Source organism: Zobellia sp. B3R18 (genome assembly GCF_018860715.1).
Lineage (GTDB): Bacteria > Bacteroidota > Bacteroidia > Flavobacteriales > Flavobacteriaceae > Zobellia > Zobellia russellii.
In genome coordinates this window covers 644,360-666,112 of the sequence record NZ_JAHKQG010000011.1, presented here as the reverse complement: position 1 = coordinate 666,112, position 21,753 = coordinate 644,360, and the positions used below count along the sequence as shown (strand labels likewise).

Annotated in this window: 21 protein-coding genes; 13 read left to right on the top strand and 8 right to left on the bottom strand. The window is 39.5% G+C overall.

Going from position 1 to position 21,753, the window contains the following annotated elements:
- Positions 1 to 15: 15 nt before the first annotated feature.
- From fabG to KO513_RS09285, 3 genes are all read right to left on the bottom strand, one after another.
- Positions 16 to 771, bottom strand: a complete 756-nt coding sequence (fabG, locus tag KO513_RS09295) for a 3-oxoacyl-ACP reductase FabG (protein ID WP_215435955.1) — start codon at positions 769 to 771, stop codon at positions 16 to 18.
- Positions 772 to 878: 107 nt separating this feature from the next.
- A complete protein-coding gene (locus KO513_RS09290) occupies positions 879 to 2,006 on the bottom strand; it encodes a WG repeat-containing protein (RefSeq protein WP_215913149.1) in 1,128 nt (375 codons plus the stop codon).
- Entirely contained in the window at positions 2,003 to 3,541 is a 1,539-nt protein-coding gene (locus KO513_RS09285) for an HAL/PAL/TAL family ammonia-lyase (protein ID WP_215435949.1), read from the bottom strand. Before KO513_RS09285 ends, KO513_RS09290 begins: the two co-directional genes overlap by 4 nt.
- Before the next feature lie 208 nt (positions 3,542 to 3,749).
- Here KO513_RS09285 and KO513_RS09280 point away from each other — a divergent pair, with 208 nt between their 5' ends.
- Positions 3,750 to 5,003 carry an NAD(P)/FAD-dependent oxidoreductase gene (locus tag KO513_RS09280; RefSeq protein WP_215913148.1) on the top strand — a complete coding sequence of 418 codons (1,254 nt, stop codon included), beginning with the start codon at positions 3,750 to 3,752 and terminating at the stop codon, positions 5,001 to 5,003.
- Between the two features lie 53 nt (positions 5,004 to 5,056).
- Here KO513_RS09280 and KO513_RS09275 read toward each other — a convergent pair whose 3' ends face one another.
- Positions 5,057 to 5,476 (bottom strand): hypothetical protein, encoded by a 420-nt coding sequence (locus KO513_RS09275; protein WP_215435943.1) that lies wholly within the window; start codon positions 5,474 to 5,476, stop codon positions 5,057 to 5,059.
- A gap of 113 nt (positions 5,477 to 5,589) precedes the next feature.
- On the bottom strand, positions 5,590 to 6,003 hold the full coding sequence (locus KO513_RS09270) for a hypothetical protein (RefSeq protein WP_252735727.1): 414 nt from the start codon (positions 6,001 to 6,003) through the stop codon (positions 5,590 to 5,592).
- A gap of 180 nt (positions 6,004 to 6,183) precedes the next feature.
- Here KO513_RS09270 and KO513_RS09265 point away from each other — a divergent pair, with 180 nt between their 5' ends.
- The 4 genes from KO513_RS09265 (at position 6,184) to KO513_RS09250 (ending at position 11,010) form a co-directional block, all read left to right on the top strand.
- Positions 6,184 to 7,056 (top strand): DMT family transporter, encoded by an 873-nt coding sequence (locus KO513_RS09265; protein WP_215913147.1) that lies wholly within the window; start codon positions 6,184 to 6,186, stop codon positions 7,054 to 7,056.
- Positions 7,057 to 7,219: 163 nt separating this feature from the next.
- Positions 7,220 to 8,395 carry an imelysin family protein gene (locus tag KO513_RS09260; protein WP_215913146.1) on the top strand — a complete coding sequence of 392 codons (1,176 nt, stop codon included), beginning with the start codon at positions 7,220 to 7,222 and terminating at the stop codon, positions 8,393 to 8,395.
- 70 nt (positions 8,396 to 8,465) lie between these two features.
- Positions 8,466 to 9,890 (top strand): di-heme oxidoreductase family protein, encoded by a 1,425-nt coding sequence (locus tag KO513_RS09255; protein WP_252735725.1) that lies wholly within the window; start codon positions 8,466 to 8,468, stop codon positions 9,888 to 9,890.
- Positions 9,891 to 9,903: 13 nt separating this feature from the next.
- A complete protein-coding gene (locus tag KO513_RS09250) occupies positions 9,904 to 11,010 on the top strand; it encodes an imelysin family protein (RefSeq protein WP_215913145.1) in 1,107 nt (368 codons plus the stop codon).
- Positions 11,011 to 11,165: 155 nt separating this feature from the next.
- On the opposite strand, the gene KO513_RS09245 is transcribed toward KO513_RS09250, so the two are convergent.
- Both KO513_RS09245 and KO513_RS09240 read right to left on the bottom strand, forming a co-directional pair.
- Complete coding sequence (locus KO513_RS09245; protein ID WP_215913144.1) at positions 11,166 to 13,235, bottom strand: M16 family metallopeptidase; 2,070 nt, start codon at positions 13,233 to 13,235, stop codon at positions 11,166 to 11,168.
- Between the two features lie 73 nt (positions 13,236 to 13,308).
- A complete protein-coding gene (locus KO513_RS09240) occupies positions 13,309 to 14,631 on the bottom strand; it encodes a M16 family metallopeptidase (protein ID WP_215913143.1) in 1,323 nt (440 codons plus the stop codon).
- A gap of 169 nt (positions 14,632 to 14,800) precedes the next feature.
- Here KO513_RS09240 and KO513_RS09235 point away from each other — a divergent pair, with 169 nt between their 5' ends.
- The 3 genes from KO513_RS09235 to rpmA all read left to right on the top strand — a co-directional run bounded on the left by KO513_RS09235 (position 14,801) and on the right by rpmA (position 16,438).
- The gene (locus KO513_RS09235) at positions 14,801 to 15,265 is read left to right on the top strand and encodes a DUF4199 domain-containing protein (RefSeq protein ID WP_215435929.1); all 465 of its coding nucleotides are present in this window, start codon (positions 14,801 to 14,803) and stop codon (positions 15,263 to 15,265) included.
- A gap of 186 nt (positions 15,266 to 15,451) precedes the next feature.
- Positions 15,452 to 16,099: a 50S ribosomal protein L21 gene (gene rplU / locus KO513_RS09230; RefSeq protein ID WP_215435927.1), complete on the top strand. Its 648-nt coding sequence runs from the start codon at positions 15,452 to 15,454 to the stop codon at positions 16,097 to 16,099.
- 78 nt (positions 16,100 to 16,177) lie between these two features.
- Complete coding sequence (gene rpmA / locus KO513_RS09225; RefSeq protein ID WP_013992723.1) at positions 16,178 to 16,438, top strand: 50S ribosomal protein L27; 261 nt, start codon at positions 16,178 to 16,180, stop codon at positions 16,436 to 16,438.
- Between the two features lie 183 nt (positions 16,439 to 16,621).
- Here the strand turns inward: rpmA and ahcY are convergent, their stop codons facing one another.
- A complete protein-coding gene (ahcY, locus tag KO513_RS09220) occupies positions 16,622 to 17,938 on the bottom strand; it encodes an adenosylhomocysteinase (protein WP_215435924.1) in 1,317 nt (438 codons plus the stop codon).
- Between the two features lie 82 nt (positions 17,939 to 18,020).
- Between ahcY and KO513_RS09215 the strand changes: the two genes are divergently transcribed.
- From KO513_RS09215 to KO513_RS09195, 5 genes are read left to right on the top strand one after another with little or no spacing between them, the layout of a single operon-like run.
- On the top strand, positions 18,021 to 18,653 hold the full coding sequence (locus KO513_RS09215) for a 4'-phosphopantetheinyl transferase family protein (RefSeq protein ID WP_215913142.1): 633 nt from the start codon (positions 18,021 to 18,023) through the stop codon (positions 18,651 to 18,653).
- A gap of 60 nt (positions 18,654 to 18,713) precedes the next feature.
- Entirely contained in the window at positions 18,714 to 18,974 is a 261-nt protein-coding gene (locus KO513_RS09210) for a thiamine-binding protein (protein ID WP_215435918.1), read from the top strand.
- The gene (gene pnuC, locus KO513_RS09205) at positions 18,958 to 19,596 is read left to right on the top strand and encodes a nicotinamide riboside transporter PnuC (protein WP_215913141.1); all 639 of its coding nucleotides are present in this window, start codon (positions 18,958 to 18,960) and stop codon (positions 19,594 to 19,596) included. Before KO513_RS09210 ends, pnuC begins: the two co-directional genes overlap by 17 nt.
- A complete protein-coding gene (locus KO513_RS09200) occupies positions 19,551 to 20,138 on the top strand; it encodes an AAA family ATPase (RefSeq protein ID WP_215913140.1) in 588 nt (195 codons plus the stop codon). Before pnuC ends, KO513_RS09200 begins: the two co-directional genes overlap by 46 nt.
- Positions 20,119 to 21,657, top strand: a complete 1,539-nt coding sequence (locus KO513_RS09195) for a DUF4301 family protein (protein ID WP_215913139.1) — start codon at positions 20,119 to 20,121, stop codon at positions 21,655 to 21,657. Before KO513_RS09200 ends, KO513_RS09195 begins: the two co-directional genes overlap by 20 nt.
- The last annotated feature ends 96 nt before the right edge of the window (positions 21,658 to 21,753 follow it).

Sequence of the window (21,753 nt, the reverse complement as noted above, 5' to 3'; positions counted from 1 at the left end):
TGCCCCTTCTGAAATTTAAGAATAAATACCGCCGTTGATATTAATGACTTCACCAGTAATATAACCCGATTTTTTTGAAGCTAAAAAAGATACCACATGTGCTACTTCTTCCGCTTCTCCAAACCTATTTGCCGGAATCATTCTCTTTAATTCCTTTTCGTCTAGGTCATTGGTCATATCCGTTCTGATAAAACCGGGTGCAACAGCATTTACTGTAACGTTTCTTTTGGCAATTTCTTGTGCAAGTGCTTTTGTTGCTCCAATAACTGCCCCTTTTGCGGCGGAGTAATTGGTTTGGCCGGGTGTGCCTTTAAGCCCTGAAACGGAAACCATATTAATAATCCGTCCGTATTTGTTGACCAAAAGCTTTTGGATAAGGGCGTTGGTAACATTAAAGAAACCATGAAGGCTGGTATCTATTACTTTGGACCAATCTTCATATTTCATCCACATGAACATGCCATCTTGTGTTATACCGGCATTGTTGACGATTACCTCTATAACATCGTTTTCATGTGCTTCTTGCCAAGCTTCCAAAGCGGCATTTACAGCTTTCGCATCGGTTACGTTAAAGGCCATAAGCTCACCTTTTCCGCCAGCTTCTTCTACCAATCTAAGTGTTTCGTCCGCAGCTGCTTTGTTGCTATTGTAATTTATAAGAATTTGGTAGTCCAAGTCTTTGGCCAGTTGTACACATACGGCACGTCCTATTCCTCTAGACCCTCCTGTTACCAATGCGTATTTTTTCTTTTCCGCTTTCTTTTCGTTCATCTAAGAATTGTAGATTTTATAACCCCTAAGGTTTTGGGTGTATGGTTTCCGTTCGCTAAGTCTTTGTTTAAAGCTAGTGAAATTAATAATTAAAAAAAGGAACAACCTTATTTAACGGTTACAAACGGTTCTGCATTTTGAAACCACTTATCGGCCAACAATTTGCCTTGTTCGTTAAAGTAGCCCCAACCTTTTTTTGATTTTACACGGGCAAGCCCATTTACAAAGCCTTTTTCCTCGGCACCTTTTAGGAAAGCAAAGTTTCCGGAAATACCATATTCCATTGGAATAATAATTTTACCGGTAGTGTCTATAAAGCCCCAATTCTTGTCCTTAACAGGAGCAAGGCCATTTTTAGAAAATACCTCTGCATCTCTAAATTGTGGTTCAATGACCATTTCTCCCTTTTCGTTAATGTATCCCCATTTTTTGCCAATTGCAACAGGGGCCAAACCGTTTGAAAAGGCTCTGGCCTTATCAAATGTAGGTTCCAGTACCCATTCTCCTTTACTATTTACAAAACCTGCTTTTTTCTCTCGGGAAGCATAGGTTAGTTTAGAGTCGCCATGAAAATTGTAAACCTTGGTAGCGTTGTCTATTGGGTTAAAGTTACCGTTGTGTATGATTCCAAAAGTCCCATCTTTTTTACCATAAACTCCGGCCTCTTTAAAAGTGTTACCTATTTCATCGTATTCAACGGGAATAACAACTTTTCCTGATGTATCAATCATTCCCCATAGTTCTCCTTTACTTACTTTGGCATGGCCATTTCGGAATTTTTTTATGGCATCGTAAGTGGGTTCCAAAATTAGCTTTCCATTGGTTCCTAGAAGTCCAATTTTATCTCCTGAACGGAAAAGGGCAACTCCTTCTTCAAAGTCATAATATTTTTCGCTACTTGGTGTTTCAAGTTTTTTGCCATTGGTGTCAATATATCTCCATTGGTCATCCTTAAGAACTAAGGCATAGCCTGAATTGAACATTTTTACCCTATCATATTCAGGTTTAATGGCCCATTCCCCTTTGGTGTTTATGAATCCCCAGAAATCGTTTTCCATGGCAGCGGCCAATCCGTTTGAAAAGCTATCCGCTTTGTCAAATTCTGGTTGAATAACATAGGCTCCGGTTTTATCTATGAAGCCAAATTTTCCATCTTCTCTGACCAAAGCATATTCCTGTGCACAAAGCGTGAATGCGTTGACGAGAAGTACGAATAAAAATGCTAGTTTTTTCATTTTACTTCTTTGTTTTGATGGTTAATAATATAGTTTTTTACCTCGTTTACATAAGGGTACATAATAGTGTCATCTTTAAACGGGGGAACTATTTTACGAACCGCGTCGTACATCATTCTTGTTTTTGAGGAAACTTTGTCCTTTAGATCTAGGTATTCTATTGCTTGGACAACGGTAATCATTTCAATAGCTATCACCTCAAATCCATTTTCTATTACTTTTTTGGTAATATTGGCTGCATTGGTACCCATACTAACAATGTCTTGATTGTCATTGTTATTAGGTATACTATGTACGTACATGGGGTTTGAAAGCATTTGATTCTCTGCCGTCGTAGATGTTGCCGTAAACTGTACACCTTGCATCCCAAAATTAAGGCCTAAGGTTCCTAGGTTTACAAAAGGAGGTAGAATGTCGTTAAGTTTTGAGTTCAGGAGGTAATTAAGTTGTCTTTCGGCCAACATGGTCATCTTGGTTACAACTAGTTTAAGCTTGTCCATTTCCAACGAGATGTAGTCTCCGTGAAAATTCCCTCCGTGGTATACATGTTTCTTTTCTACATTAACAATAGGATTGTCATTGGCAGAATTAACCTCTTCTATGAGTGTTTTTTCTACATGGTCCAAAGTGTCCAGCACTGGCCCTAAAATTTGGGGAACACAACGTAGAGAGTAATATTCTTGCACTTTTTCCTCAAAAACGGAAACGCCATTATTGTCAACATACAAATGATGTTCCCTTTTACGGGTAAGAGTGCTATCCTTTAAGTGGCTACGCATGGCCCGTGCAATTTCACGTTGGCCTTTATGCCGCTTGGTTTGGTTAAGGTCTTCCGATAAATGATCATCGTATGCCTGAACAATTTCATTTATGGCAGAGGAACAACAAATAGTCCATTCCAATAGCCTACGGGTGTATATAGCATTTACAATACCTATACCGGTCATTACGGATGTTCCGTTTATTAGACCTAAACCTTCGCGTAATTCAACTTTAATTGGTGTTATGTTCAGTTCTTCAAAAACCTCCGGAGTAGGTCTTCTTTCACCTTTATAGAACACTTCGCCTTCACCTATAAGAACAAGGGCTAGATGTGCCAATTGAACCAAGTCTCCACTGGCGCCAACACCACCGTGCTCATAAATAAGCGGTGTAACATCTTTATTTATTAAGTCGGTCATTGTTTCCAAAACGGATGGATGAACCCCTGAGTTGCCCAGACTAAGTGTATTCAAACGGGCAAGCATGGCCGCCTTTACATATTTGGGAGGAATAGGATTGCCGGTGCCGGAAGCATGGCTTCGTATTAGATTATATTGTAATTGAATGGTTTCAGAGTCCTTAATTTTATACTGTGCCATGGGCCCAAAACCCGTGTTAACACCATATATAACCTTGTTCTTTGAAAACTCTTTAAGAAAATCAAAACTGTCTTGTACCGTTTTAATTACCTTGTCATCTATAGATAAAACATCTTCTTTAAAAATGATACTGTAGAACTCTTCAATTCCTAACTTTCCTTTTATTTTCGGCATCTATGGTTGATTCTATGAGGTATTTGTAATATTTTAGTGACGTCTGTAAATAAGACTTGGCAACCTAAAATTAGCGATTTTGGATTGCAAATTTATAATAATTAGTGAATCAATGTCTTAATTTAGCACACAATACAATGTTCTGGTAACAGAAACCGTTTCCGAAACCAATAGAAACCTTGGATTCTTTCATTTTAAAATCAAATAAATGCAACAAGAAAATGTTGACGTACTCATTATAGGCGCAGGGCCATCCGGTTCCGTTGCTGCTGCCTATCTTCATAAACAAGGGCTTAAAATTAAGGTTGTTGAGAAGAGTAAATTTCCCCGGTTTGTAATTGGCGAAAGTTTAATTCCAAGATGTATGGACCATTTTGAAGCGGTTGGCTTGTTAGATTGTCTTAAAGCCATGAATTTTGAAGTTAAGGACGGCGCCCGTTTTATGAACAATAAAGGGGTCGTGTGTAATTTTGATTTTAGTAAGAAGCATGGAGATGGATGGGATTGGACGTGGCAAGTGCCGCGGGCAGATTTTGATGAGGCCTTAACGGACGAGTTGCAATCCTGGGGCGTGGATATTGCTTTTGAACAAGAGGTGACCGCAGTTGATTTTTCTGAAGACGGTTCGTCTAGCACAACTATAAAAGGTATAGATGGAAAAGTATCTACGGTTCACGCTAAATTTATAGTAGACTCTAGTGGTTTTGGTAGGGTGTTGCCCCGTTTGCTAAATCTGGAGAAACCATCTGAAATACCTATGCATTCTTCAATTTTCACCCATGTTGAAGATATTAAAAGACCCGAAGGCAAAGAAGGAACCATCATTACTTTTGATGTAATTGATACCGATACTTGGCTCTGGGTAATTCCTTTTTCCAACGGTTCTACAAGTATTGGGTTCGTAGGAAAGACGGATTATATGGAATCTTTTGAAGGCTCGAATACGGAGAAACTTCAGCAAATGATGAAGCTTTCGCCATATTACTTTGATAGGTTTGATGGGGTTGATTATACGTTTGAACCGCGAATGATTAAGAACATTGCAAAGTCTGTAAAACAACTATATGGTAAGGGTTTTGTGCTTACTGGTAATAGTGCGGAATTTTTGGATCCTGTATTTTCATCTGGGGTTACGTTTGCTGTGGAGTCGGCACATTTGGCATCTCAGTTAATAGCCAAAGAATTAAATGGTGAAAAAGTAGATTGGCAGACCGAATATACGGATTATATGTTGGAAGGAGTGAATGTATTTTCTACTTACGTAAAGGAGTGGTATACCGGAAATCTACAAACAATTTTCTTCCACAGTACGGAAAATCCGGTTATTAAGGAGCAGATTTGTGCTGTGCTGGCGGGTTATGTATGGGATAAGACCAATCCGTTCGTAAAGAACCATAATAGATTGGTAAAGACCGTTGCCCGTATAGCGGATATGGAAATGGAAGCCCAGGACAACTCTTAAAAATCTATTCAGGGTCTAGTTGATGTGGCCGTTGAAAATTTGGTTGGAGCATTCTAGTTGTTCAAAACGGCTTGTGCTTGAGCAAGGCTTAAGTCTATTTCTTCATCTAATTGGCTTACCTTTTTCTCTTCTTCTAACAACCATTCTTGTTTTTTAGGAGAGAGCGTCTTGCCTTTTAGCATTTCATCTGCATCAAAACGTTTTCCAAAGTTCTCCATCCAAACCATCATAGACTCGTTCGCATTTTTTAAATCTGCGATGGCGTTCTCGTATTTTGATTTTTTATACGAGGCGTTTGCTTTGGTCTGCAGCTTGTTGATTAGTTTGGAAACTAAAGGCATTTTATCCATTACCACATCATGGGATTTCATGACCTCTTCCATTTTTGTAGGCGGGGTAGTGGTGGTTTGTGCATTAATAGCAGCTGTACCCAAAACAAAAATTGTAGCAACGGTTAAAAACAAGTTTTTCATAGCAATAGGACTTTAGAAATTCTGTGCTTGGTAAAAATACGGGTTACGCAGGGCTAGAGGTTTTATTTATCTGCTAACGCATTGTTTTTTCGGTATACTACGCAATGCAATGTTTATTTTTTCAATAATTCTTCGGCATTTTGGATGCTTCCGTTTATTTGATCGCGTAAGTCCTTCACTTTTTCTTCCTCTTCATTTAACCAGATTTGCTTTTCTTTGGACAGTTCTTTGCCGTTAAGAATCTCATCTGCGGTAAAACGTGAGCCAAAGTTTTGCATCCAATCCATCATACTTTTGTGCGCGGCCTGCAGTTCTTTTCGGGCTTCCTTATATTTTAGGCCAACCTCCGTGCTGTCTTCCTTGCTGCTCAGTTCACCAACAAGTTTCCCCATTTTACTTATTTCCGGCATTACTTCGTCATGTATGGCCATAACGCTTTTCATCTGGGTAGTTTCTTTTTTTGAATTGCAGGAAAAGGTTAGCAAGGTAAATGCAAATGCTACAAATAGGGCTATTTTTTTCATCATTAGTTTTTTGCAAATATAATACTCCTGCAACGGTTAAAATAGCAGACGGAAATCAAAATTATGTGATAGTTGAAATTTGTGATTGTTTGGGTGTTTTGATATACAAGTACGCGTTGTGTTTTCTAAAAAAAGCCGCATCTTTACTTCTTTGTTTTAGACGCTATTCAACCCCAAGGAAATTTGAACGATTACAGTAAAAAATGGCTTTATTTAGTTCTACTATCTTTAGTGTGGGGCTCCTCGTTTATACTTATTAAAAAGGCTTTGGTAGGTCTAACGCCAATGCAATTGGGAGGCTTACGAATTGTATTTGCTTCATTAGTATTGTTTTTGTTCGGTTTTAGAACTGTTCGTACTTTAAGTCTTAAAGATTGGAAATGGATAACATGGGCAGGTTTGTTAAGTTCTTTTTTTCCGCCTTTTTTGTTCGCTTTGGCACAGACCCAGATTGATAGTGGCGTGACGTCTATATTTAATTCGGTTGTGCCGCTGTTAACTACCATTGTAGGAGTGCTTCTTTTTGGGGCAATTATTACCAAAAGGCAGGTGGCCGGGGTGTTCATGGGTTTGGCGGGTACGGTGGCGTTAATTGTTGCGGGAATGGATTTTAATCCCGATCAAAATTATTGGTACGCCATATTTGTACTGCTTTCCGCTCTAGGTTATGCGCTTAATATTAATATTATAAAGAAACATTTGTCTCACTTAAGACCGTTGGCGGTTACAACTTCTAGTTTCGCAATAGCGTTTCTTCCAGCATTGGCCCTAGTCTTTTATTCAGGGTTTTTTAACGAGGTTTCTGGCAATGTAGAAATGCAATCTTCTTTATGGTATCTTCTTGCATTGGCTATTATTGGTACTTCTATTGCTAATATTTTCTTCAACAAACTTATAAAGTTATCAAGTCCGGTTTTTGCAGCCTCGGTAACGTACACCATTCCCTTAGTGGCCATCTTTTGGGCGGTTCTTGACGGAGAATCACTTAACGCCTATCAATTGATAGGTGGGGTTGTGATTTTGTTGGGTGTCTGGATGGTCAACAGAAAAAAATAAGACTTTTCTACTCTTCTCTACATTTGAATCTTACCTGTGTTCTTGAGTAAAATCCTGATACGTTTCATAAAATTATTTCGATTTAATCTAAATAAAGGTTGTCGGTTCTAAATCGAAAAAATATATTTGCGCTTTATTTTAAAACAGTCTAAATAAGAATCATATGAAAAGACCAATTTCAAGATTATACGCAATGAGTGCTTTGGCCTTAGTGTTATCCGCTTGTTCAAGTGATGATAATAGTACTCCAGATGTTGATAAGGGAGAGCTTTTAGTGCGCGCTGAGGCAATTGAAAACTATGCAGATATCGTACAGGCCAATTATGCCGATGCTCTGGCAGACGCCCAGGCATTGCAAACGGCAATAGATACATTTGTGGCCGATCCTACTGAAACTAATTTTGAAGCTGCTAAAACCGCATGGTTGGCATCCAGAGAGTCTTACGGGACTACAGAAGCTTTCCGTTTTGCAAATGGTCCTATAGATTCTGGAGATACGGAAGATTTAGAGGGTTTGTTGAACTCGTGGCCTATGGATGAGGCGTATGTAGATTATGTTGAAGGAGATGCCAATGCGGGCCTTATTAATGATGATAATGCCACTTTTGAGATTACCAAAGAGAATTTAGTGGTTAAAAACGGTGAAGGTGATACTGAAGAAAATGTATCCGTAGGGTATCATGCCATTGAGTTTCTGCTTTGGGGTCAAGATAATACGGATCCATATGAAAAATTAAACGGGCAAAGACCGTATACTGATTATGTTGATGGGGGTACGGCAGCCAATCAAGATAGGAGAAGAGCTTATTTGCAACTTACCGCAGAACTTTTGGTAGATGACCTTCAGGCAGTTATAGATGCTTGGTCAACAAGTTATAGAACTGAATTTTTGGCTTTATCCGAAAAAGAGGCGTTGAACAATATTCTGGGCAGTATTGCAGAATTATCAAGTAGCGAATTGGCCGTTGAGCGTATGGCTGTTGCTCTAAAAAATCAAGACCAAGAAGATGAACATTCTTGCTTTAGCGATAATACACACCGTGATATTAGATTGAATTTTGAAGGGATAAAAAATGTATACACTGGGTCTTACAGCACTGTAAGTGGAGTTTCATTAGCTGATTTGATTAAAGAGGCCGATGCCTATTTAGCTTCGGAACTAGATACATTACTTGCTGCCGCTGAAACTGCCGTGAATGGAACGGCCATTCCTTTTGACTTTGCCATTGCTCAAGGCAACACAGGTGCTGAAGGAGCAAAAGTGCAAGCTGCAGTGGTAGCGCTTACTGATTTTGGAAACAAGCTCTTAGAGGCAAAACAAGCATTGGAAATCGACTAGAAATCGCTTTTTATAATATTGAAAAACAGGGTTGCTTTACTGCGGCCCTGTTTCATGTTTTAAGTTAATTATGAAACCATCAAACTATAAAATTAAAATTGATCGGTTCAAGTTTAGGGCAATGTTGGGTCTGTTGCTCTTATTGGCGGCTTCCTGTAATACAGCAGATGATTATGTTCCCTTGGTCCCAGAAGAGGGCGAAGAACGCTCTGGCGGCAACGCAACTTCTTTTATATTTTCTCCCGATGCTTTTGGCTTTTCGGTAGATGGTTTGTCCTTGGATGAGCAGATTACATTTGGGGTGGGTAATTCTCTATTCAATCAGAATTGGGTTACGGCTCCGGCATCTACAACGGCCCGCGATGGTTTAGGTCCTTTTTTTAATGCACGTTCTTGCTCCGGTTGCCATTTTAAAGATGGTAGGGGGCGTCCTCCCGTTTTTGAAGGTGAATTGGCCCATGGCCTGTTGTTGCGTTTAACTTTACCGGGAACAGGCGCCAATGGAGGAACCATTCCCGACCCTATCTACGGAGGACAATTTCAGGATAATAGCATTCTGGGCGTAGATAAGGAAGGTGTGCTCAAAGTAACATACGAAACGGTAGGGATAACCTATCCTGACGGAAGCTCCGTAGATTTACAAAAACCCATTTATGAAATGGTTAATTTAAACTACGGCGCCATGAACTCCGCGGTTCAGGTGTCGCCCAGAGTAGCCAATCAAATGATAGGTCTTGGGCTGTTAGATGCTATTCCCGAATCGGTTCTGCTGAGTTATGAAGATGAAAGCGATGCTGATGGAGATGGTATTTCCGGACGTGCCAACTACGTTTATGATGTGGAGTCTGCCAGCTTAAAATTGGGGCGGTTTGGGTGGAAAGCCAATCAGCCTACTGTAAAACAACAAGTGGCCGCCGCATTTTCGGGGGATTTGGGTATTACTTCTTCGCTTTTCCCGGACGAAAACTGCAATGAGACTCTAAATTGTGATAAAATTGCCAACGGGGGCAGTCCTGAAATTCCAGATGATAATTTAGACAATGTGGTTTTTTACTCTGCTACGCTATCCGTGCCGGCAAGACGTGATTTTGATAATGAAGAAGTACTCCAGGGCAAAGAACTGTTTAATTCCATTAAATGTTCGGGCTGCCATATCACTACTTTTCAGACAGGCACTTCCAATATTAATGCGCTATCCAATCAAACCATTAGACCGTATACGGATTTGCTTTTGCATGATATGGGGGACGCCCTTTCGGATAATGCACCTGAATTTAAGGCTACTGGTAATGAGTGGAGAACGCCGCCGCTTTGGGGTATTGGGCTGATCAAAACCGTTAATGACCATACAAATTTACTTCATGATGGGCGTGCTAGAAATATTGAAGAAGCCATATTGTGGCACGGTGGAGAAGCGGAAACCATAAAGAATAATTTTATGGACCTAGACAAAGATGACCGTGCGAAAATTATAAAATTTATTGAAACCTTATAATCTAGTTGATAAGATGAAATATCCGAAGGTAATAGTATATATAAGTCTATTTTGTGGCGCCTTTGCCCTGAACATATCCTGTGGGTCCGATGATAATCAGGCTGAAGAGAAAATGACCAGTGTTGAAGAAGGACGTAGGTTGCAGATCGAGAATTTGTACGATGCTCAAATAGAGCCGTTTCAGGGGTCACATATAGCCCTAACGGAAACGCTCATGGAGGCAGCCAAGGCTTTTAGGGAGCTGCCTACGGAAACATCGTTGGTAGACTTAAAAAACAGTTGGTCGCAAGCGTTTATGTTTTGGGAACAAGGAGAAATTTATAACATAGGTGTAGTCAGGAATTCTTTTGTGCATTCGCAAATTCATGAGTGGCCTGTGAACGTTGAGGTCATTGAGGAAAATATTGCTGGCGAAACCAGTATTGATGAAGCCTATATTGCTAGTTTGGGGGCTTCTTCAAAGGGGTATGGTGCCATGGAATATTTACTTTTTCATGCTTCTGAAACGGAAATTCTAAGTGAAATGAGTTCCGAAGAAAATGGCGAGAGCCGTTTGGATTATTTGGTCGCTTTGGCCGAAAGCTTGAACGGTAGCGCCATGAGCTTGCAGGAATTATGGACGGCAACGGAAACTTCTTTTAAAACTAGGCTTGAAAGCGGTGTAAACGGGAGTCAGAATTTGGCGGTAAACGCGGTTATAGCAGAACTAGAGACCATTAAACTAAGAAAGCTTGAACAGATAATCAACAACCCTAATAGTCCGGAAATGGGGTTGGAGGCTTTTTATAGTGAAACTTCAAGAGAGGCTATTCTTGTAAACTTGGAAGCTCTAAAAGAGACCTATACCGGTAATTTTGAAGCAGAAGGTTTTGGAATGGAAGACTATTTAGTAGAAGTATTGGACCGGCCGGATTTAAACGACTTAATACTTGCTAAGTTTGATGAGGCCCTTACTTTGTTCAGAGAGACTCAATCAAGTCTAGAGATTCTTGCAAAAGATAACCCTGATGCAATTGTAGAATTAAGGGATGCAGTTACAGAAATCATCGCTTTGTTGAAAAATGATTATTCCAGCGCTGCCAGTATTGTGGTTACCTTTAATGATAACGACGGGGATTAAGACCTATGGTTTTACTTCACTAGCCATTTTATTTATAAAACTTGGATGCAGTTGGGTAGTTTCAAAGCAACCATCTCTTTAATAAATACGGCCAAAGAATAGAGTGAATTCCCCATTGCTTTGGCCGTATAAAGAGTTCTGTTTACCTATCGTTCTTACTCAAAATCGGTTTCAGAAACTCCTTCGTTCACTTTTATTTCCGAAACGATAAATTCAAAACGTTGAGGTCCTACGGTCTGTGCCATGATAAACGGGAACTGTATACCGGAAACCTCTTTGTAATCCATGTAGTTTATGGTACTGGTCATAGTTTGGCCACCCATTTCGGCTGTTGTGGTTTCTTGAACTTTAAGTCCGCTTTCCATATCGTAGAAGACCGTTTTTTCTGCAGATATTTTAAGTTTATAGGCTTTTTTGCCATCAATACTTTCCACACCCTCTAAAGAAATATCGCTGTATAGGTAATTCAATTCAGGAAAAGGAGCGGCTTCATCCTTTACTTTTACAATTTCTTCTGGACCCATATCTTTTCGCTGTCCTTGCATCACCATATAGCCTTTGTCTCCATTAAATACTTGTTTGCTCATGGAGTTGCCGGCAACTTTTACATCTTGCATAAACTGGTCTTTTGCCGTTTTTTTAACTTCAAGGTTCAGTTTCATGCCTTGCATTTCCGCTTCGGCCAAAAGAAAATAGGACTCAACTCCGGCCAGTTTTTCTTTTCCTCCTATTGCTTTAATATAGTTGTTCAGAACTGTTTGCGCGGTAACATCTGCCGGCAGACTAGCGTTGTAGTCCGGTTTTTCGGTAGCATTGGCATACTTGTCAAAATATTTGACCGGAACCTTTTTGCCCTTGAACGTTACATTCTCTAAATTTTCAAGTATTTCACTGCCCTTACCTGCTACAACAATACGAATGTTGTTCGGTTTTAAGTATTTCTCTGCCGCTTGCTGTACGTCTTCTATAGTAATCGCATTTATTCTCTCAAGATAAGTCTTGTAAAAATCTTTGGGCAGGCCTTCGGTTTCAATATCCAAGGCATAATCTGCAATGGTAGAAGGGTCTTCCAATGCCATTACAAAACGGCCAGTGTATTTAGCTTTTGTATTTTCTAGTTCTTCCTTGGTAACCGGTTCGGTACGAATGCGTTCAATTTCCTTTAAAATTTCAACAACGGAACTATCCGTTACGGCATTACGGACACTGGCAGTAGCCCTAAAACGAGCAGGTACATATTTGTCATTGCCCAAACGGGAGTATGAACCGTAAGTATAGGCCTTGTCTTCACGTAGATTTAGGAACAAACGTCCTTCTCCGCCACCGCCCAAGATTTCATTGGCCATTAGTGCAGATAGGAAATCCGGGTCTTTTTTCTGTAGGCTTACCAAATTCTCTACCGTAATTTCAGATTGAACGGCATTGGGAACGTCTACAAAATTGATTTGTGTGTATTGGGCGTCCGCAGGTTTAGAGAAACCAAAAGAAGGCGGTACCGCTTTGGTCCAAGGTGTAAATTGTTCCTCTACCAAAGTTTTTACTTCATCAAACTTTATATCTCCCACAATTACCAAATAGGCATTGGCAGGAACAAAGTAGTCTTCGTAAAATTGAATAACGTCCGTAAGGGTTACTTTGTTAACGCTTTCTTCGGTCATGAACTCTCCATAAGGGTGTTTTTTAGTGTAGGCCAGAGCCAAACCAACCCTACCCGATATAGCGGAAACACTTTTTTCTTCGGATTTTAGGCCGGTTATAATTTTCTGTTTTTCCTTATCAAATTCATCTTGAGTAAAGTTTGGGTTTAAACCGGCATCTGCCATAAGCTCCAATACTCTAGGAAAATATTTGGAAAGCGAGCTGGCAAATGCACTTTGGGAACCAAAATTAATACGTGCTCCCAGAAAATCCACCTCCTCGTTAAAGTCGTCTTTTTTGATGTTTTTAGAACCTTTGCCCAACAAACTGCCCGTTAATACGGAAACACCTGCCTTGGTTCCTTCTAGAACAGGAGGGTTGTCTATACTTAGTTGAATGGAAACCCGTGGGAGTTTATTGTTTTCTACTACTAGGACCTTTAATCCGTTTCTGAGTTCAAAAGTTTGTGGGTCTTTCAGGTTTATCTCCGGAGCCGGACCTGCTTCCGGCATTTGGCTACGGTCTATCTGAGCCTGTCCAACGAGGACAAAGGCAAGAAGGAATAGGGTTGTAAATATATTTTTCATGAATAGTGTTTTTTCTTTTGGCGAAATAATAAAAATGGAACGGCGGTTTCTTTGATCCCGCTATGCATAGTTTTTAATTGGATTGTGATTCTTCAGGAAGATAATCTATAATTACCCGTTGTTCGGGTCTTAGGTACTTGTTCGCTACTTCCATGATCTCTTCGCGGGTAATGGACCTAAAAATGTCTATTTCTTTATTGATAAGCTCTGTATCGCCATACAACAAATAGTTACGCGCCAATGAATTTGCTATGCCTTCTACGCTAGAATTTGAGTTTACGAATTGGTTCTCGAACTTGTTCAGTAGTTTTTGATGGTCTTTTTCTGAAATTAGGCTATCCCTAACTTTTGCAATTTCCTCCTCCATTTCCGTATTTAGGGTCTCAAGACTGGTTTCTCCTACGGGAAGCGCATATACCAAGTACATGCCGTAGTCTTCCTGCCCTACGTTAAAAGCACCAACTTGCAGTGCCTGTTTTTGGTCGTCTACAATTTTCTTGTATAACTTGGAACTACGACCATCACTCAAATAAGTGGATATCATATCCAGAACATAGGCGTCTCTTTCTTTAAAACCTGGGGTTCTATATGAAATAACAGAGGCCGGAATCTGTATGTTGGGGTCATAGGCCTTGGTTCTAACCTCTTTAAGAATTGGGTCTTCTTTGGGATAGTTACGTGTTATTTCCTCACCTTTTGGTATGGAGCCAAAATAGTCTTCCACCATTTTTTTGGTGTCGGCTATATCAATGTCACCGGCAACTACCAATACCGCATTGTTAGGTACGTAGTATTTATGGTTATACGCAACAACATCATCTAGGGTTGCGGCGTCCAAATCCTTCATATAGCCAATATTAGGGTCTTTGTAAGGGTGCTTATTGAACAGATTTTTACCTACAACGGGAATGAGTTGGCCGTAGGGCCTGTTGTCATATCGAAGCCTTTTTTCTTCCTTGACTACTTCTTGTTGTGTGTCAATACCTTTTTGGTCAATAACGGGGTGCAACATGCGCTCGGATTCTAGCCAAAGCCCTAATTTTAGATTATTGGAAGGGAACACCTCGTAATAATAGGTGCGGTCTTGGGAAGTGTTCGCATTGTTTTTGCCTCCGTTGGAAGAAACGATTTCAAACCATTTGCCGCGCTCTATGTTCTTGGTGCCCTCAAAAAGCAAATGTTCAAAAAAATGGGCAAAACCGGTACGCCCTTCGGTACGGTCCTTTCCGCCCACATGGTACATAACCGAGGTTGTGACTATAGGCGCCGTATTGTCTTGGTGAAGAATTACATGAAGTCCATTATTGAGTTCGTATTCTTGATAAGTTACTTCTTGGGCCTGAAGGCAGAGCCCAGCCATAAGAAGAAAGCCTCCAGTAAATAGTTTGTTTTTCATTGTGTAGTGTTTAGATATTTTGTTAGTAGTTGACCAACTGGTATTGTTACACGAATATATCTGTTTTTGTAAGAAAAGTTAACTCTATCGCTTTTAATTAACACCTTTTTATAGCATCGTTTTAAAATAATTATTACCTTAAAGAATTGAACTTCAAAATATTGTAAAAATGAAACAATTTGCTCAACCCATTAGATTTGGAATCGCTACGAGCGGTTGCTTGATTGCTTATTTTTTGATACTCTCATTGTTTAATTTGCACACTAATATTTTCTTTAGCCTTTTTAATGGTGTCATTACAGGCTTTGGAATTTATGAAGCAATCAAGTATTTTAAATTGAAAAACCCGGATAGTTTTGACTATGGAAAGGGGTTTACCGCTGGTTTGGTAACCGGTTTTGTAGCTACATTGGTATTCACCATATTTTTCGCCTTCTACAGTACGGAACTAAACGGTATGTTTTTGGAACAACTGTCTACTGCCTGGTTCAATGATTACAAAAGTTTTGAAGGAATAGTATTCTTTACCGTTGCTATAATGGGGTTTGCTACATCTTTGGTGTTGACTTTATCGTTTATGCAACTCTTTAAAACAAGTCGTAATCTTAAGAGAAAATTGGTCAATCATCCCTGATAAAGAGGTTGATTGAAATAATGTAAAAGCTGCAATTTTATTTTGCGGCTTTATTTTTGGGCTTTGGACCCAAAAAAATGAGGGTAAAATATATAAAAAACACTTGTGGGTTAACGATTTAGACGTATATTTGCATCCGCTTATTGAAAAAATGGGCGGAAACAATAAACTAATATATACACAATTATGTACGCAATCGTAGAGATGGCAGGGCAGCAATTTAAAGTTGCGAAAGACCAAAAAGTGTATGTTCACCGTTTACAAACTGAAGAAGGTAAAAAGGTAACTTTTGACAATGTACTTCTTTTAGCGGACGGAACGAACATTACTGTAGGCGCCCCGGCTATAGACGGAGCCACTGTTGAGGCAAAAGTCGTTAAACACCTAAGAGGTGACAAAGTAATCGTTTTTAAGAAGAAAAGACGTAAAGGGTACCGTGTTAAGAACGGTCACCGTCAAGCTTTGACCGAAATCGTAATCGAGAGCATCGTTGCGAAAGGTGGTAAGAAAGCTGCTGCTCCTAAGAAAGAGGAGAAGCCTGCTAAAAAGGAAGCTGCACCAAAAGCTGCCGCTCCTAAGAAATCCGGAAAAGCGGACGACTTGAAAAAAGTTGAAGGAATCGGTCCAAAAATTGCCGAGACTTTAATCGCTGCAGGAATTTCTACCTTTGCCGAGTTGGCAAAGACAGATGCAGCTAAGATTTCTGAAATCATCGCAGATGTACGTGGTAACCACGTAACTGACACATGGCCTGCACAAGCTAAATTAGCTGCTGAAGGTAAGTGGGATGAGTTGAAGAAATGGCAAGACGAATTAGATGGTGGTAAAGCATAATTGCTAACCCCTTAAAGTATAATCAATATTGTGCAACCTGAAGTTTTCTAACGGAAGCACTTTTAAAAACCTAATATCATGGCACACAAAAAAGGTGTAGGTAGTTCTAAAAACGGTAGGGAATCAGAATCGAAACGCTTGGGCGTTAAGATTTTTGGTGGCCAAGCCGCTATTGCCGGAAATATCATCGTTAGACAACGTGGTACAAGACACAATCCAGGTGAGAATGTGTATGCCGGTAAAGACCATACATTGCATGCCCGTGTAGACGGACTAGTAAAGTTTGAAAAGAAAGCTGGTGGAAAATCTTATGTTTCCATAGAGCCGTTTGAGGCTTAAGAAGTATTTCTTTTATCGTATAAAAACCCTTTCCAAGTTTTTGGAGAGGGTTTTTTTGTGTTTACATGTCAGTTGAATTTTGACGAAATAGTGTCTCCTGATTTAATGGAAAAAACAAAAACCCCTTACACTTCTGTAAGGGGTTTCAATTCTAAATAAAAATTATGTCTTGACTACAATATTCTAGTATCTGTAATACTCAGGCTTAAATGGACCTTCAACCGTTACGCCAATATATTCGGCTTGTTCCGGATTAAGTTCCGTAAGCTCGGCACCTAAACGAGACAGGTGTAAAGCAGCTACCTTTTCATCTAAGTGTTTAGGTAGCATATATACCTCGTTTTTGTAATTAGCGCTGTTGTTCCAAAGCTCTATCTGTGCCAAAGTTTGGTTCGTGAACGAGTTACTCATTACAAAGCTTGGGTGCCCTGTAGCGCAACCTAGGTTTACCAAACGACCTTCGGCCAATACAATAATATCCTTGCCATCAATAGTGTATTTATCTACTTGAGGTTTTATGGTATCCTTGGTAGCTCCATGAGTTTTGTTCAACCAGGTCATATCGATTTCATTATCGAAATGGCCAATGTTACAAACAATAACCTTGTCTTTCATAGCCTCAAAGTGCTCTGGGCGAATGATGTCTTTATTACCTGTTGTGGTAATAACAACATCTGCGGTACCTACTACAGTTTCCAATTTTTTAACCTCAAAACCGTCCATACAGGCTTGAAGCGCACATATAGGATCAATTTCAGTAACGGTCACAATTGATCCGGCACCTCTAAAAGAAGCAGCAGTACCTTTACCAACATCTCCATAACCGGCAACTACAACTTTTTTACCTGCAAGCATGGTATCAGTAGCACGGCGGATAGCATCTACGGCACTTTCACGACATCCGTATTTATTGTCAAATTTTGATTTAGTAACCGAATCATTTACGTTAATGGCCGGCATAGGTAAAGTTCCCTTTTTGACACGTTCGTACAAACGGTGAACTCCAGTAGTGGTTTCCTCGGAAAGACCTTTAATGGCTCCTGCCAATTCTGGATAATCATCCAGCACCATATTGGTAAGGTCGCCACCATCATCTAAAATCATGTTTAGGGGCTGGCGCTCTTCACCAAAGAACAAAGTTTGTTCAATACACCAGTTAAACTCCTCTTCGGTCATACCTTTCCAAGCGTATACTGGAATACCGGCAGCGGCAATGGCAGCGGCAGCATGGTCCTGAGTAGAGAATATATTACAAGAGCTCCAAGTAACATCGGCACCCAAGGCTACCAAAGTTTCAATAAGCACAGCGGTTTGGATGGTCATGTGAAGACATCCGGCAATTCGGGAACCTTTTAAAGGTTGCTCTTCTCCGTACTCTTCACGTAAGGCCATAAGTCCTGGCATTTCGGCTTCTGCAAGTTCAATTTCCTTTCTTCCCCAGTCCGCCAAAGAAATATCTTTTACCTTATAAGGCACATAAGAAACAGTTTTGGTATCCATATTCTTTTTTATTTTTTACTTTCGTTATATTAGCTAAACAGCTATTTGTGGTTGCAAAGTTAAGAAAAACGTATAGAACCATATGCCTCTTTATAAGATAGTAAAGGTAAATAAGGACACTAAGGTGTACATCTGGAAGGTTACCGAAACAGAACAGGAGCTTTCTAAGGGTATAGACCTGACCCCGCATTGTCAAAACCGAATGGATGGTATGAAATCCGAACTACATCGTAGAGGGTTTTTAAGTATCAGGCATTTAATGGCTGAGGCCGGTTATGTTGATAAGGACCTTTTTTATGATGAATTTGGTAAACCCCATTTAAATGATGGTAATAAGATAAGCATTACCCATTCAAACCATTTTACGGGTATCATTATAAGTAGTAAGAACGAAGTAGGTATTGATATTGAAATGCAGCGCGAAAAAATACTGCGTATTGCCCATAAATTTACTCCTATTGAAGAGTACCGTACCATTGCCAATACAGATGCCCTAATACGGAAGCTTACCATAGTTTGGGGGAGTAAAGAAGCACTTTACAAGATATATGCACAACAAGGCCTTAGTTTTATACATCATATAGATGTATCGGACTTTACTTTTGACAGTGCCGCTACCACTGCCGAAATTTTATATCACGGAGATTTATCCCACTATCAAATACGTTTTATGGAGTTTGAAGGGTTCACTTGTGTTTATGCAATAAAGAGTTGAAATCAATAGTACGAGAACTAAAGATCACGTTAATAGTACCCCTTATAATAATCCTAGAAAATGAACATATCTGTAGAGCTTACTTTTTCTCCTCTTCAAGACGATTTTGAAAAGCACATTATAAATTTCATCAAAAAACTCCGCGCTTCCGGTCTTATGGTTTTGGAAAATCCGTTGAGCACCCAAGTTTACGGGGAATATGATCAGGTAATGGATGTTTTAAAAAATGATATAAAAGAAGCTTTTGAATTAATGGATAAAGGTCTGTTGTTTATGAAAGTAGTAAAATCTGACCGAAGCTCGTATGAACCCCATTTTTGATTGGATTTTTGCCCAGTACGGAGGCACGCCTCTACACTTGGTAGTGCTAGAAATTATTGGGGTAATCTTTGGTTTTCTTAGTGTCTGGTTCTCAAAGAAAGAGAATATTCTGGTTTTTCCTACCGGAATTATAAGCACGGCCATCTTTGTCTATATTCTACTGGTTTTTGGACTTTTAGGAGATATGCTTATAAACGCTTACTATTTTAGTATGAGCGTATTCGGGTGGTATGTATGGACAAGAAAAGTTGATGACACCCATTTTATTCCCATTACACGTACCTCTAAAAAGGAGAAACAATGGTCTGTTTTGCTGTTCGTGGGTACTATAATTTTTGTGTGTCTGATTTATCTGTTTTTTGATAAATTCAATAACTGGACGGCCTATGTGGACACCTGTACTACTGCAATTTTCTTTGTGGGAATGTGGCTTATGGCCAAGAAAAAAATAGAAAATTGGGTGTATTGGATTATTGGGGATGTCATTAGCGTTCCCCTTTATTGGTACAAAGGCCTTATATTTACTTCTCTGCAATATTTCTTGTTTACAATTATTGCAGTTTACGGTTATCTCGCATGGAAAAAAAGTTTGAACAAGAGCCCTCAGACATTGTTAAAGTAGTATTGTTCGGTCCGGAATCTACCGGAAAAACCACACTTTCCGATCAGTTGGCAAGGCACTATAATACCGTTTGGGTGGCAGAATACGCAAGAGAGTATCTGCAGAACAAGTGGAACAATGAACGAAAGACCTGCGAGCCTAAAGATCTTTTACCTATTGCCGAGGGACAGATGAAGTTAGAGAACGAACTCTCCAAAAAGGCTTCGGACCTGCTCATTTGCGATACAGATTTGCTGGAGACCAAAGTATATTCAGAAGCTTATTATCTTGGGTATTGCGATCCGGTTTTGGAGAAGCATGCATTAAATAATCATTATGATTTGTATTTGCTTACCTATATAGATGTGCCTTGGGTGGGCGATGATTTAAGGGATAAGCCCAATGAGCGGGAGCGCATGTTCCTCTACTTTAAAGAAACCTTGGAAAAATATAATCGTAATTTCATTATATTGAAGGGCGATAGAAAGGAGCGCCTAGAAACCGCTGTAGAACACATAGATAAATTATTGAATAAAAGATTAGATGACACTAACAGAAAATGATTTGGCTTTATTGGCTAAAAAGGGAATTTCAGAAAAAAAGGTACACGACCAAATAGAAACCTTTAAAGAAGGTATTCCGTTTGTGCAGTTGGAAAAAGCCGTTACCGTTGGTGAAGGTCTTTCTAAGTTTACCCAGGCCCAAGAGAAGGAACTGATACAAAAATTTGATGCCTCGCAGAGTAACTTATCTTTATTAAAGTTTGTACCTGCATCCGGAGCAGCATCGCGTATGTTTAAGGCGTTGTTTAATTTTTTGGATGCGTATGATCCATCAAAAGAAACGTTAGACAGTTATTTTGAGCGTACAAATGACAAAGCCTTAAAAGCTTTTTCCGAGGGGATGACCAACTTTGCCTTTTATGATTTGGTAAAACAACGTATTGCGGGTAAAACTTCGTCCAAGGATGAAGAAGTATATTTATTTGTAAAGCAAATGATGTCAGAAGATGCCCTGAACTATGGTTTTTACCCTAAAGGTCTTTTGCCGTTTCATAATTACGGAGATCATACCGCTACTCCTTTTGAGGAGCATTTAAAAGAAGCGGCGGTTTATGCCAAAACTGGCGATACGGCAGAGTTGCATTTTACGATAAGTGAGCAGCATGGCGATATGTTCAATACGGAATTCAATACCGTAAAAGAGCGTGTTTCCTCAGCAACCAATACTTCTTTCAAAGTAACGTATTCCAATCAAAAAACATCTACGGATACCATAGCTGTAGATATGCAAAATGAGCCATTTAGAAATGGCGATGGTTCTGTTCTGTTCAGACCAGGTGGTCATGGTGCACTTATAGAAAACTTGAACGAGCAAGAGGCGGATATCATTTTCATAAAGAATATAGACAATGTTACCGTACCAAAATTTGCAGGTGAGGTTGCAGATAGTAAAAAGGTACTGGCCGGGGTGCTTATAACGGTTCAAGAAAAAGCGTTTGACTTTGCAAAGCGTTTGGATAGTGGAAATCTAACTGCACAGCAGTTAGATGAAATCAAGAGCTTTTTAGAGAACGATCTTAATGTTCGTTTTTCAGATAGTTTTTCTGGTTTTAGCATAGGTGAACAAATAGAGGTTTTAAAGGATAAAATCAATAGGCCTATACGTATCTGTGGTATGGTTAAGAATGAGGGAGAACCTGGCGGAGGTCCGTTTTGGATCAATGATAGAAAGGGTAATATATCGCTTCAGATAATAGAATCGGCTCAAATAGATATGGAGAATGACCAACAGGCCGGTATTCTTAAGAATTCAACTCACTTTAATCCTGTTGATTTAGTGTGTGCTGTTAAAAACTACAAAGGTCAAAAGTATAACTTAATGAATTTTGTAGATGTAAAACAAGGTTTCATTACCGGTAAAACTAAAGAAGGTAGGGAGTTGAAGGCATTGGAGCTTCCTGGATTGTGGAATGGTGCCATGGCTTTTTGGAATACCATATTTGTAGAAGTACCTTCTTCTACTTTCAACCCGGTTAAAACTGTAAACGACTTATTAAGACCTGCCCATCAGGTAAAATAGGTTGTCTTACTGGTAACTCAAATAATTGTTTACTCAAAAAGTGTGTAATTTTTACACACTTTTTTTGTGTTTTACACATGTGTATACATTGTGTTC